The 12,427-nt window shown below is 60.9% G+C and carries 11 protein-coding genes; 6 read left to right on the top strand and 5 right to left on the bottom strand.

What is annotated here, in order from left to right:
- Positions 1-94 precede the first annotated feature (94 nt).
- The 6 genes from C0V73_RS20285 (at position 95) to C0V73_RS20260 (ending at position 7,043) form a co-directional block, all read left to right on the top strand.
- On the top strand, positions 95-1,363 hold the full coding sequence (locus C0V73_RS20285) for an extracellular solute-binding protein (RefSeq protein WP_102021835.1): 1,269 nt from the start codon (positions 95-97) through the stop codon (positions 1,361-1,363).
- A 130-nt stretch (positions 1,364-1,493) separates the two neighbouring features.
- Positions 1,494-2,390: a sugar ABC transporter permease gene (locus C0V73_RS20280; RefSeq protein WP_102021834.1), complete on the top strand. Its 897-nt coding sequence runs from the start codon at positions 1,494-1,496 to the stop codon at positions 2,388-2,390.
- A complete protein-coding gene (locus tag C0V73_RS20275; RefSeq protein ID WP_172450247.1) occupies positions 2,387-3,208 on the top strand; it encodes a carbohydrate ABC transporter permease in 822 nt (273 codons plus the stop codon). Before C0V73_RS20280 ends, C0V73_RS20275 begins: the two co-directional genes overlap by 4 nt.
- Before the next feature lie 9 nt (positions 3,209-3,217).
- Entirely contained in the window at positions 3,218-5,461 is a 2,244-nt protein-coding gene (locus C0V73_RS20270; protein ID WP_102021833.1) for a glycoside hydrolase family 2 TIM barrel-domain containing protein, read from the top strand.
- Positions 5,462-5,472: 11 nt separating this feature from the next.
- Positions 5,473-6,564 carry a sn-glycerol-3-phosphate ABC transporter ATP-binding protein UgpC gene (ugpC, locus tag C0V73_RS20265; protein WP_102021832.1) on the top strand — a complete coding sequence of 364 codons (1,092 nt, stop codon included), beginning with the start codon at positions 5,473-5,475 and terminating at the stop codon, positions 6,562-6,564.
- Between the two features lie 89 nt (positions 6,565-6,653).
- Positions 6,654-7,043, top strand: coding sequence for a RidA family protein (locus C0V73_RS20260; RefSeq protein WP_102021831.1), 390 nt, complete (start codon positions 6,654-6,656; stop codon positions 7,041-7,043).
- Between the two features lie 15 nt (positions 7,044-7,058).
- On the opposite strand, the gene C0V73_RS20255 is transcribed toward C0V73_RS20260, so the two are convergent.
- From C0V73_RS20255 to C0V73_RS20235, 5 genes are all read right to left on the bottom strand, one after another.
- Entirely contained in the window at positions 7,059-7,640 is a 582-nt protein-coding gene (locus tag C0V73_RS20255; RefSeq protein WP_102021988.1) for an NAD(P)H-dependent oxidoreductase, read from the bottom strand.
- Positions 7,641-7,879: 239 nt separating this feature from the next.
- Positions 7,880-9,289, bottom strand: coding sequence for an FAD-binding oxidoreductase (locus C0V73_RS20250; protein ID WP_102021830.1), 1,410 nt, complete (start codon positions 9,287-9,289; stop codon positions 7,880-7,882).
- 2 nt (positions 9,290-9,291) lie between these two features.
- Positions 9,292-10,605, bottom strand: coding sequence for a cytosine deaminase (locus tag C0V73_RS20245; protein WP_102021829.1), 1,314 nt, complete (start codon positions 10,603-10,605; stop codon positions 9,292-9,294).
- Complete coding sequence (locus C0V73_RS20240) at positions 10,605-11,399, bottom strand: ABC transporter permease (RefSeq protein WP_102021828.1); 795 nt, start codon at positions 11,397-11,399, stop codon at positions 10,605-10,607. Before C0V73_RS20240 ends, C0V73_RS20245 begins: the two co-directional genes overlap by 1 nt.
- Positions 11,399-12,229, bottom strand: coding sequence for an ABC transporter ATP-binding protein (locus C0V73_RS20235; RefSeq protein WP_102021827.1), 831 nt, complete (start codon positions 12,227-12,229; stop codon positions 11,399-11,401). The genes C0V73_RS20240 and C0V73_RS20235 overlap by 1 nt, the downstream gene beginning before the upstream one ends.
- Positions 12,230-12,427 lie beyond the last annotated feature (198 nt).

The raw sequence follows: 12,427 nt of genomic DNA, 5'->3' as shown, positions 1-12,427 counted from the left end.
AAAAATTTTCTTGGCTGTCCTCCGATTTTCGGAAATAGTGGCGATGAGGCAGGGGATGAGGCTGCCGCGTTCAACGTCATAATGGGAGGAACACATGGTTTATTCTCGCGTGCTCAAGCGCTCCGTTTCGGCAGCGCTGACGGGTGCCGCACTTCTTTGCAGCACGGCCGCCTTTGCCGGCGAAGTCACCATCTGGTGCTGGGACCCGAACTTCAACGTCGCGATCATGAAGGAAGCCGCTGCGCGTTACACCGCGAAGCATCCTGACACGACCTTCAACATCGTCGATTTCGCCAAGGCCGATGTCGAGCAGAAGCTCCAGACAGGTCTTGCCTCCGGCATGACGGATACGCTGCCGGATATCGTATTGATCGAGGACTACGGCGCGCAGAAATACCTGCAGTCCTTCCCGGGCTCTTTCGCCGCGCTGACCGACAAGATCGATTATTCCGGCTTCGCCAAATACAAGGTCGACCTGATGACGCTGGAAGGCCAGGTCTATGGCGTTCCCTTCGATTCCGGCGTCACCGGCCTCTACTATCGCACTGACTATCTCGAGCAGGCTGGCTTCAAGCCTGAGGATATGCAGAACCTCACCTGGGACCGATTCATCGAAATCGGCAAGGAAGTGAAGGCCAAGACCGGTCACGAGATGATGGCGCTGGATAGCAATGACGGCGGTCTGATCCGCATCATGATGCAGTCCGGCGGTCAGTGGTATTTCAACGAAGACGGCAGCCTCAACATCACCGGTAATGCCGCGCTGAAGGCAGCGCTCGAAACCCAGGCGCGCATCGTCAACGAGGGAGTCGCCAAGCCAACCAGTGGCTGGAACGATGGTATCAGCGCGCTGACCTCGGGTGATGTCGCTTCCGTCCTGATGGGCGTGTGGATCACCGGCACTGTCAAGTCGCAGGCCGACCAGGCCGGCAAATGGGCACTGACCGCCATTCCGAAGCTGGGTATCGATGGCGCGACCGCAGCCTCCAACCTGGGCGGCTCCAGCTGGTATGTTCTCGAGGCTTCTGCGGAGAAGGACGAAGTGATCGACTTCCTCAATGAAGTCTATGCGAAGGATCTCGACTTCTATCAGAAGATCCTGACCGAGCGCGGCGCTGTCGGCTCGCTGCTCGCCGCCCGCACGGGTGAAGCCTATCAGAAGCCCGATGACTTCTTCGGTGGTCAGACCGTCTGGCAGAACTTCGCGGATTGGCTCGTCCAGGTGCCTGCCGTCAATTACGGCATCTTCACCAACGAGCTCGACACGGCTGTCACGGCGAACTTCCCGGCCCTGGTCAAGGGGACGCCAGTCGATGAGGTCCTGAAGGCGATCGAAGATCAGGCTGCCGGCCAGATCCAGTAAACCCATCCCACAGGGGCTTGGCCTTCGGGTCTGGCCCCTGTCCTCCCGGAGACGTGCGGCGGAAACGCCGCGCGGCTTCCCTTCCGCATACAAATGTTCAGTGACCACTGATCGGGTTCGGGGACACCGCATGGCCACCACATCCAGATCCAGCTTGAAGCGCTATTACGACGTCAACGGATGGCTGTTCGTGGCGCCCGCGATCGCGCTGATTTCCGTCTTCATGCTCTACCCGATCCTGCGGTCGCTCGTCCTGTCGCTCTATACCGGTCGCGGCATGATGCTGAAGTTTTCCGGCACGGGAAACCTCGTGCGTCTGTGGAACGACCCGGTCTTCTGGCAGGCGTTGCAGAATACCGTCATCTTCTTCGTCGTGCAGGTGCCGATCATGATCACCATGGCGCTGATCCTGGCGGCCATGCTGAACAATCCGAAGCTGCGCTATTCCGGCCTCTTCCGGACGATGATCTTCCTGCCATGCGTTTCCTCGCTGGTCGCCTATTCCATCCTGTTCAAGAGCATGTTCTCGCTCGACGGGGTGGTGAACAATACGCTGCTGGCGATCGGCATCATCGGCGAGCCGATCGGCTGGCTGACCGATCCCTTCTGGGCCAAAGTCCTGATCATCATCGCCATTACTTGGCGCTGGACCGGCTACAACATGATCTTCTATCTGGCCGCACTCCAGAACATCGATCGCTCGATTTACGAAGCGGCGAAGATCGACGGCGTGCCGTCCTGGGGGCGCTTCGCCTTCCTGACCATTCCGATGCTGAAACCGGTGATCCTGTTCACCACCATCACCTCGACGATCGGCACTCTGCAGCTGTTCGACGAAGTCTATAACTTCACTGAGGGTACGGGCGGCCCAGCCAACTCGACGCTGACGCTGTCGCTGTACATCTACAACCTGACCTTCCGCTTCATGCCGAGCTTTGGTTATGCGGCGACGGTCTCCTATGTGATTGTGCTGATGGTGGCGGTTCTCTCCTTCCTGCAATTCTATGCCGCGAGGGAACGCAAATGATGACTACGCTTCGTCGCCGCCTGCCTGACATCGTGCAGTATAGCGTGTTGTCGCTTGCCGCCTTTCTCTCGATCTTCCCCTTCATCTGGATGGTGATCGGGGCGACCAATTCGACGAGCCAGATCATCCGCGGAAAGGTCACTTTCGGTACGGCACTCTTCGACAACATCGCGTCCTTCTTCGCGCAGGTGGATGTGCCGCTGGTGTTCTGGAACTCCGTCAAGATCGCGCTGGTCGGCACAGCGCTGACGCTGCTCGTCTCTTCGCTTGCTGGCTACGGTTTCGAGATGTTCCGCTCGAAGCTGCGGGAGCGGGTCTATACGGTCATCCTGCTCACGCTGATGGTGCCGTTTGCGGCCTTGATGATCCCGCTCTTCATGCTGATGGGGCAGGCGGGGCTGCTGAATACGCATATCGCGATCATGCTGCCGATGATCGCATCCGCCTTCATCATCTTCTATTTCCGCCAGGCCTCGAAGGCCTTCCCGACCGAGCTTCGCGATGCGGCCAAGGTGGACGGGCTGAAGGAGTGGCAGATCTTCTTCTACATCTACGTGCCGGTGATGCGCTCCACCTATGCGGCGGCCTTCGTCATCGTCTTCATGCTGAACTGGAACAACTATCTCTGGCCGCTGATTGTGCTGCAGTCGAACGACACGAAGACGATCACGCTGGTCGTCTCCTCGCTCGCGTCTGCCTATTCGCCTGAATACGGCACCGTGATGATCGGTACGATCCTCGCCACCCTTCCCACTCTTCTCGTCTTCTTCGCCATGCAACGGCAATTCGTGCAGGGCATGCTCGGCTCCGTGAAATAGGACTTTGAAATGCGCATTATCGAGAATTTCAACCGAGACTGGACTTTTCGCGCCGGATTCGAACCGGCTTTCGCCTCGGCTTCGCAGCCCGGCGAGACGGTTCAGCTCCCCCATACGGCGGTCGAGCTGCCTTACAACTATTTCGACGAAAAGAGCTATCAGAAGGCCTTTACCTACCAGAAGGTCATTGCCTGGGATCCGCGTTTCGAGGGTCGCGAAGTGTCGCTGGTGTTTGATGCCGCCATGGCCGACAGCGTGGTCTATCTGAATGGTGCTGAGATCACCGCACACAAGGATGGCTACACGCCGTTCGAAGCCCGGCTCACGCCGCATCTGAAAGCCGGCGACAACCTGCTGACAGTCAAGATCGACGGTTCGGAGAACCCCGAGATCCCGCCTTTCGGTGGCGTGATCGACTATCTCACCTATGCCGGCATCTATCGCGACGTCTGGCTCAAGATCACCGCGCCCGTCTCGATCAAGAACGTCAAGATCGAGACGCCTGATGTTCTGGCTAGCACCAAGCAGGTGACGGCGAAGGTCTGGATTTCCAATCCGACGGATCTGGCGCTGTCCGGCAATGTCACGGCTGTTCTGAAAGATGGCGCGGGTCAGGAGATCGCGCGGACCGAGGCGACCGTATCGGGCGCAGAGGTTTCGCTTAGCCTTTCCGGGCTTCAGGGCATCACGCTCTGGGATATCGACAATCCCGCCCTCTATCACCTTACGGTGGCGCTGGAGACTGCAGCCGGTGCCGACGCCGTGACCAGCCGTTTCGGCTTCCGCTCTGCCGAATACACGATCGAGGGCTTCAAGCTGAATGGACGCGTCGTCAAGCTGCGCGGCCTCAACCGCCATCAGGCCTGGCCGCATCTCGGCTATGCCATGGGAAGGCGCGGTCAGGAGAAGGATGCCGACATCCTGAAATACGATCTCGCCTGCAACATAGCTCGCACCTCGCATTATCCGCAGTCGAAATACTTCCTCGATCGTTGCGACGAGATCGGTCTGCTGGTCTTCGAAGAAATCCCTGGCTGGCAGCATATCGGCGGTGATGCCTGGAAGGCAGAGAGCGTTCAGAACGTGCGCCGGATGATCGAGCGCGACTGGAACCACCCGTCGATCATTATCTGGGGCGTGCGCATCAACGAGAGCCAAGATTCTCACGACTTCTATGTCGAGACGAATGCCATGGCCCGTTCGCTCGACACCACCCGCCAGACAGGCGGCGTGCGCTACATCACCGACAGCGAGTTGCTCGAAGACGTCTACACAATGAACGACTTTATCCTTGGGATGGACGAGCTGCCGGGCCATAATCGCGAGCGGCTGGTGCTGCGCGATCAGCGCGAGGTAACCGGGCTCGACCGTAAGGTGCCCTATATGATCACCGAATATGGCGGGCACATGTATCCGACCAAGCGCTTCGACCAGGAGCAGCGGCAGGCGGAGCATGTCGGCCGTCACCTGGCGATTCTGAATGCGGCCGCTGGCGACCCGTCGATCTCAGGCTCCACCGGCTGGTGCATGTTCGATTACAACACGCACAAGGATTTCGGCTCCGGCGACCGCATCTGCTATCACGGCGTGACCGACATGTATCGCGAGCCGAAATTCGCCGGTTACGCCTATGCCTCGCAGGGCGATCCGAAGGATGGGGTCGTGCTGCAGCCGGTCAGCTTCTGGGCGCGCGGCGAGCGCAATATCGGCGGCGTTCTGCCGCTGATCGTGCTCACCAATTGCGACTATGTCGAAATCCGCATGGGCCATATCGTCAAGCGGATCGAACCCGATACCAAGACCTATCCGCATCTGCCGCATCCGCCTTGCATCCTCGACCACAGCATGGTGACGCCGGAGGAATTCGGCGAATGGGGCATGACCTGGCGGGATGGCGAACTCGTCGGCTTTATCAATGGCGAGGAAGTGGTTCGCCGCCATCTGCCGGCCGATCCGCTGCCGACGACACTCGAGATTGCGGCCGATGATACAGAGCTCAGGGCTGGCGAGAAGGACACGGTTCGCGTGATCCTGCGTGCGCTCGATCAGGGCGGCAATGTCCTGAGCTTCTTTGATGATCCGGTCGAGGTCAGCTTGCAAGGCCCGGGCCGTATCGTCGGCCCCTCGCTTCTCTCCTTCAAGGGTGGCGCCGTCGGCGTCTATGTCGAAGCCGGAAACGAAGCCGGTCACTTGACGCTGACTGCGACTTGCCGTCCCTTCGGGACCCAGCGCATCACCTTTAACGTCACCTGAGCGAGGCTTAAATGGCAGAGGTCCGGCTCACCGATATCCGCAAGTCCTACGGCTCGCTCGAGGTCATCAAGGGGGTTAATCTCGAGGTTTCCTCAGGCGAGTTCGTCGTCTTCGTCGGTCCCTCCGGCTGCGGCAAGTCCACGTTGCTGCGGATGATCGCGGGGCTTGAGGATATCTCCTCCGGCGAGCTGACCATCGGCGGCACCTTGATGAACGATGTCGATCCGTCCAAGCGCGGGATTGCCATGGTGTTCCAGACCTATGCGCTCTATCCGCACATGACCGTGCGCGAGAACATGGGATTTGCCCTGCGCTTTGCCGGTATGGCGAAGGACGAGATCGAGCGGCGGGTCAATGCGGCCGCGAAGATCCTCGAACTCGACGCGCTGATGGATCGTAAGCCCAAGGCGCTCTCCGGCGGCCAGCGCCAGCGCGTCGCCATCGGCCGTGCCATCGTGCGTCAACCTGACGTCTTCCTGTTCGATGAACCGCTCTCCAACCTTGATGCGGAGCTGCGCGTGCATATGCGCGTCGAGATCGCCCGGCTGCACAAGGAGCTCAACGCCACGATCGTCTATGTCACGCATGACCAGGTGGAGGCGATGACGCTGGCCGACAAGATCGTCGTGATGCGCGGCGGCATTGTCGAGCAGGTTGGTGCGCCGCTTGCACTCTACGACGATCCCGACAACATGTTTGTTGCCGGCTTTATCGGCTCGCCGCGGATGAATTTTCTGCCAGCCACGGTCGTCGCTCAGGCGGAGGGTCGTCAGGTCACCGTTGCGCTCAAGGCGCGGCCGGATACGCAGCTGACGGTTGCCTGCGCGACCGCGCCAAAGGTCGGTGATGCCGTGACGGTCGGGGTGCGCCCCGAGCATTTCCTGCCCGCAGGCAGTGGCGATACGCAGCTGACGGCGCACGTTGATGTCGTCGAACATCTCGGCAATACCAGCTATGTTTACGCCCATACGGTGCCCGGCGAGCAGATCATCATCGAGCAGGAAGAGCGCCGCCATGCGGGGCGCTACGGCGACGAGATCGCGGTGGGGCTTGCTGCGAAGACCAGCTTTCTCTTCGATGCTTCGGGGCGACGTATTCGTTAGCCGACAGGCCCGGATTTGTAAGGTCAAAAGGGGTGCGGAAGCACCCTTTTCCCTTTCGCCCAGGTCCTCGCCGCGCTAGGCTCAAGGCCATGAAAAAGGTCTTCAATCCCCCCTCCGTCCGCCGTCCTTTCGGGCATTACAATCATGGTCTGATCGTGCCCCCGGGTGCGAGCCTGCTCGTTACGTCCGGCCAGCTCGGCATCCGCCCGGATGATACGATCCCGCCTGATGTGACCGGCCAGGCTGAGCTGTGCTTCGAGGCGATCAAGGCCATTCTTGAAGAGGCCGACATGACGTTCGCGGATGTGATCCGTGTCTCCGGCTTCGTGACGCGGCGGGAGGATTTTCCGGACTATATGGCGGTGCGCGATCGCTATACGCTCGATCCCAAACCGGTCTCGACGCTGCTCGTCGTAGGCGGCTTTACGCGGCCGGAATTCCTGGTCGAAGTCGAGGTGACGGCGGCCAAGGTCGTCTGACCGCCGGCTTACACTTCAGAAGTTTTCCATCTCGCGGCGCACCTTGGCCATGAAGGCAGCGCGGGTTTCTTCCGTGCAGTTGTTCATGTCGTAATGGGCGAGATATTTCACCGGTGCACCGATCTTGATCTGGGCGCGGAGTACCCGGTTGACGATCTTCTTTGGCGGGTTGCCAACAAGGAAGGCGCGCAACGGAGTAGCGCCATAGGTCATCACGGCTGCGAGCTTTTTGATGTGACGGAGCGTGGGCGTCAGCTTGCCGTCCACCAGATCGAAGGATACGCCGGGCAGCCAGACGCGGTCGAAATAGCCCTTCAGCATGGCCGGGAAGCCGAAGTTCCAGACGGGTGTGACGATGACAAGGCCTTCCGCCTTTTTCAGGCGGTCGACATAGGGTTGTACCAGCGAAAGATTGTCGGGAATGTCGTGATAGACGCGGCGGTCATGGGCCGAGAGCACCGGGTCGAAGCCCTCTTCGTAGAGATTGCAGCCATCGACTTCGTGGCCGGCCTTTTCCAGGCTCTCACAGGTGAGCTTGTAAAGCGCCCGGCCGAAGCTTTCATCAAGGGGGTGGGAGTGAAGGACGAGTACGCGCATGTCAAAAAGCTCCAAGTCGTTGCCCACCGCTTTCGCAGTCGGGGTCCAGTTGAAAACTTCCGCGCCGTTTGTCCCAGCATCCCCATCCTTCGCCGCCTGATGCCGAGGGATGGGGGGATGCCATGTCGTGGAGAGCATGGACCGGAGTGATCCGGCCGGGAGTACCTTCGGAATAAGTTCGTTCCGGCGGTTCTTCGTTGCGGCTCCGGAACGGGGAGCCGCAACGCATCTGATGGGCCTTATGAGGCTTCGGAAAACACCTCCAGGCCGGGGAAAAGGTAGTTCTTGCCGGCGGAGAAATCGAAGTCCGGGTTTTCCCAAGCGATCATCTTGCCGGGATTGAGCAGGCCCTTCGGATCGGTTTCCTTCTTGAAGGCAAGCTGCACCTGGTCGGTCTGCTTCATGCCGCCTTCTTCCAGCGTGTAGCGGTGCGGGTTGAAGATCGGGCAGCCATTTTCCTCGTGGATGCGGATGATCTCTTCCAGCCGCTCCTTGGTGGTGTAGCGCACCAGTGGCAGGCCGGCGCACTGGATCTGGCCGTCGAACTTGATGAATTCGAGATGGCCGATGACCTCGTCGGGGAAGAGCTCGGTCATGACGCGGACCTTCTCGACATGATCGGGGCCGGGATACTGGACCTGGAGATAGGTGATGTTGGTGTCGAGCTTCAGGGCGCGCAGCGTCGTGTGGTTCCAGGTCAGCTCATAGGCATGCGGGATGCCCTTCATGCTTTCGACCGTGTCGGAGCGGAAGCGCACATCGCCTTTCATCCGCTCGGCGAGCGCCAGGAAGGGTTCCATCGAATGCGGCGCCACCATCAGCACGACGACCGACTGGCCTTCCTTTAGCCAGGGCTTGTGGCGGGTGAAATAGTCGAATGGAATGGGGGCTGCGATCGGGGCGACTTCCTTCAGGAGGATGCCGTTTTTGTGGGAGAGCGCATCGGCGAATTTCACCGCGTCCATGAACTCGTCATAGCCGACGATGACATCGACCCAGTCGTAAGCCGGTGCCAGCGGCATCTCGACTTCGGTGATGATGCCGTTGGTGCCATAGGCATGGGAAACCTTCTGCAGGTCCCAGGCGGAAAGTTCGAGCACGCGGGGCTCGGCTTCCATGGTGACGACGCGCAGGCGCAAGATGTTGCCGAGGTCGCGCAGGCCGCCCCAGGTGATCGAGCCGACGCCGCCGGAGCCGCCGGCGATGAAACCTGCGATTGAGGCTGTCTGCTTGGTCGAGGGGTGGAAGCGCAGTTCCTGGCCGGAATGTTCCTTGGTCTGGCGGTCAAGCTCGGAGATGATGATGCCCGGCTCGCAGATGACGCGACCGGGCAGGATCTCCTTCACCTTGTTCATGTTGATGAGGTTCAACACGATGCCGCCCGAGAGCGGCATGGCCTGGCCGTAATTGCCCGTGCCGCCGCCACGCGGGGTGACCGGCACGCCATGCGCATAGGCCACTTTCAGCGTTCGGATGACCTCTTCTTCCGTCGTCGGGGAAACGACGAGGTCACCGACGACATTGTCGAGTTCCTCCTTCAGGATCGGCGAATACCAGTAGAAATCGCGGCTCTTCTGTTTGACCAGAGCCGGATTGTCCTCGACGGCGATGCCTTCCAGCTCTTCGATGATTTTGGCGTAGTCGGCCATGTCTAAACTCCAAGCAACGGGTCAAGTTCGCGGTAATCCGGCAGGCTGCGGTCGATGCCCATGCCATTCCGCATCACGATGCGGTCGGCCTGCGGACGGGAAAGGAATTCGCTCCAGCGGCGGGCGCTGAAGAGGACGAGATCCGCCTTGCCACCCACGGCGACGCGGCCATGGTCGGGGCGCTTCAGGATGTCGGCGGGCGTGCGGGTGACGACGCGGGCGGCGGTGTCCAGCGGATGGTCGAGATGGATGATACGCACGGCTTCGCGGAAGACCTCGACGGGATCGAGATCGCCATAGGCATAGAAGGGATCGCGCGTGTTGTCGGAAGAGACGGCGGTGGCGACGCCGGCGGCTGACAGTTCGTGGAAGAGAGTGACGCCGCGCTGGCGGGGCGTGCGGCCCGGATGACGGTCCTGCAGATACATGTTGCACATCGGCAGCGAGACGACCGAGAGGCCTGCCTCGGCCACCAGATCGATGGTGCGTTTTGCAAGATCATCGTCCTGACGGGCGAGCGAGCAGCAATGGCCGACGGTGACAGAGCCCTCGTATCCATTGCGGATCTTGGCTTCTGCAATGGTCTTGAGCGTCAGGGTTTCCTTGTCCTGCGTCTCGTCGACATGCAGGTCGATGTCGAGGCCGTTCTCGCTCGCCGTGCGGAAGAGGATGTCGAGCTTCTCATCGAGCTCCGGCATCAGATAGGTGACGCCGCCGAGCAGGCCTTTGTGGGCGACGATGACCTCGACCAGATCCTTGAAGAAGGTCAGTTCAGTGATCTGGTCGAAGGGGAAGAGGGCGGCGGCCTGCAGGTCGACCTTGCCCGCCCAGGCGTCACGGACTTCGGCAAAGACCTCGAACGAGATGCGGTGCTGGGGCGCCAGGCTGTCGAGATGGGTGCGGATAAGGCTGGTGCCATGGGCATAGGCCGTCTTCAGCGAGAATTCCATGCGGGCTTGGACATCTTCAGCCGACCAGCGGGCCTCGCGATCGGTTTTCACGGCTTCGAGCGCGCCCATGAAATCGCCTGAGGGGTTTGGGCGGCGGTCCCAGATATGGCCCTTGTCGAGATGGGTATGCATGTCGACGAAGGTCGGCCAGACCATGCCGTTGCGAAGATCCGTCGAGGGGAGACCTGATGGGGCGGTGCCAGGCTTCAGAATTGCCTCGACCTTGCCATCGGCGACGACGATGTCGGCGCTGATCAGGCCCTCGCAGGCGGGGGCCTCGATACCATCGACGCAGATCTCGGGGAGCGTCGCATTGGCGATGACAAAGCGCTTGGCAGCGGGGAGGTTGGCAATCGGGTTCGACATCAATTTTCTCGTTTCAGGCTGCTCTCATGCCAGCGATGCAGGGCCAGCCAGGAGATGAAGGAGGTGATCGCGAAGATCACCACACCGAGGCAAGAGAGCAGGAAGAGGGCAGCGAAGAGGCGCGGAATGTTCAGACGGAACTGGGCCTCAAGCAGGCGGAAGGCAAGGCCCGATCCGGCGCCGGCGGACCCAGCGGCAAATTCGGCAACGACGGCTGCAATCAGCGCGAGGCCGCCACCGATCCGAAGACCGGTCATGAAATACGGAAGCGAGGCCGGCAGTTTGAGATAGAGCAGGGTCTGCCAGCGCGAGGCGCCGTAGAGGTCGAAGAGGTTCAGCAGATTATGATCGACGCTCTTCAGGCCCTGGACCATGTTGGACAGGATCGGAAAGAAGGCGACGAGGAAGGCGCAGATCAGGAGCGCAACTTGCGTCGAGGGCGAATAGATCAGGATCAGTGGCGCAATGGCGACGATCGGGGTGACCTGCAGGATGACGGTGATCGGGTAGAAGGCGATCTCGATCCATTTGGACTGGACGAGAGCAACGGCGATCCCGACGCCGCCGAGAAGCGCCAAGCCCAGCGACATCAGCGTGATCTTGGTGGTGACCCAGAGGGCAGGCGATAGCGTGCCCCAGTCCTTGAACAGGGCGCCGGCGACCGCGATCGGGCCGGGCAGGATGTATTGCGGGACACCGGAAACCCAGACGCCGACCTGCCAGACAATGATCAATAGACAGACGACGAGGATAGGAACGAGGATTTTTGCAAGCGTTTCGGACGGTCCGGTCATCAGTGATGCTCCCCGCCCATGGCTTCGATCAGTGTCTTGGAGACGGTTTCACAGGCCTGCCGATACTCCTCGGACGTGCGGTATAGGGCGTCGCGGTCGAGGCTGGTCTGTAGCGGGAAATCGGCATGCACCCGGCCGGGGCGCGCCTTCATCACGACGATCCGGCTTGAGAGGTAGGCGCTTTCGAAGACGGAATGGGTGACGAAGATGACCGTGATGCCGGTCTCCTTCCAAAGGGCCAGTACATCGTCGTTCAGCTTCTGCCGGGTGATTTCGTCCAGCGCCGCGAAGGGTTCGTCCATCAACAGCAGCTTCGGCTTGGTGACCAGCGCGCGTGCGATCGAGACGCGCATCTTCATGCCGCCAGAGAGTTCGCGGGGATATGCGTCGGTGAAATCCTTGAGACCGACGCGGTCGAGGGCGGCGACGATATCGGCCCTGGCGGCCGACTTGGAGATGCCGCGCAGTTTCAAAGGCAGGTAGACATTGCCGAAGACGGTCGCCCAGGGCATCAGCGTCGGCTCCTGGAAGACGAAGGAGATGTCGCCTTCGGGCAGGCCCTTGGAATTAATCCGCGAGCTGGGCCAGTCGATGGTGCCGGTGGTGGTGTCGCCCAAGCCGGCGATGATGCGCAGCGCCGTCGACTTGCCGCAGCCGGAGGGGCCGAGGAGGGAAACGAACTCGCCGCCGTTGACGGTGAGCGACATGCCGGTCAGCGCCACCGTGCCGCTGGAGAAGACCTTGGATACGTCCTTCATTACCACAAGCGCCCGGCGCTGTTCGGGAGGGGGCGGGATGATGGGGTCTTCTGTGGCTGGCGAACTGGTCATTCTGTCTCGCGATACATCCGCGTTGCATTCTGGTGTTGCGGCAGGGGTGGCGTTGCGAGGAGGGGTACCCACCTCTGTCCTGCGGACATCTCCCCCTCAAGGGGGAGATCGGATCGTGGTGGGCGTCTTCCCTCCCCGTGAGTGGAAGGGTCGGCACGCAGTGCCGGGGTGGGGTGATTCCAGCGGAAGACGGCCGAT

This window comes from Rhizobium sp. TH135 (assembly GCF_002855515.1).
Classification (GTDB): Bacteria; Pseudomonadota; Alphaproteobacteria; order Rhizobiales; family Rhizobiaceae; genus Allorhizobium.
Note: the sequence above shows the minus strand (reverse complement) of the source record. Positions and strands in the feature narration are given on the sequence as shown.

What these genes read in the sequence shown, in the direction of transcription:
- C0V73_RS20285 (WP_102021835.1), top strand. Translation starts at nt 95, where the DNA reads ATGGTTTATTCTCGCGTGCTCAAGCGCTCCGTTTCGGCAGCGCTGACG.
- C0V73_RS20280 (WP_102021834.1), top strand. Translation starts at nt 1,494, where the DNA reads ATGGCCACCACATCCAGATCCAGCTTGAAGCGCTATTACGACGTCAAC.
- C0V73_RS20275 (WP_172450247.1), top strand. Translation starts at nt 2,387, where the DNA reads ATGATGACTACGCTTCGTCGCCGCCTGCCTGACATCGTGCAGTATAGC.
- C0V73_RS20270 (WP_102021833.1), top strand. Translation starts at nt 3,218, where the DNA reads ATGCGCATTATCGAGAATTTCAACCGAGACTGGACTTTTCGCGCCGGA.
- ugpC (WP_102021832.1), top strand. Translation starts at nt 5,473, where the DNA reads ATGGCAGAGGTCCGGCTCACCGATATCCGCAAGTCCTACGGCTCGCTC.
- C0V73_RS20260 (WP_102021831.1), top strand. Translation starts at nt 6,654, where the DNA reads ATGAAAAAGGTCTTCAATCCCCCCTCCGTCCGCCGTCCTTTCGGGCAT.
- C0V73_RS20255 (WP_102021988.1), bottom strand. Translation starts at nt 7,640, where the DNA reads ATGCGCGTACTCGTCCTTCACTCCCACCCCCTTGATGAAAGCTTCGGC.
- C0V73_RS20250 (WP_102021830.1), bottom strand. Translation starts at nt 9,289, where the DNA reads ATGGCCGACTACGCCAAAATCATCGAAGAGCTGGAAGGCATCGCCGTC.
- C0V73_RS20245 (WP_102021829.1), bottom strand. Translation starts at nt 10,605, where the DNA reads ATGTCGAACCCGATTGCCAACCTCCCCGCTGCCAAGCGCTTTGTCATC.
- C0V73_RS20240 (WP_102021828.1), bottom strand. Translation starts at nt 11,399, where the DNA reads ATGACCGGACCGTCCGAAACGCTTGCAAAAATCCTCGTTCCTATCCTC.
- C0V73_RS20235 (WP_102021827.1), bottom strand. Translation starts at nt 12,229, where the DNA reads ATGACCAGTTCGCCAGCCACAGAAGACCCCATCATCCCGCCCCCTCCC.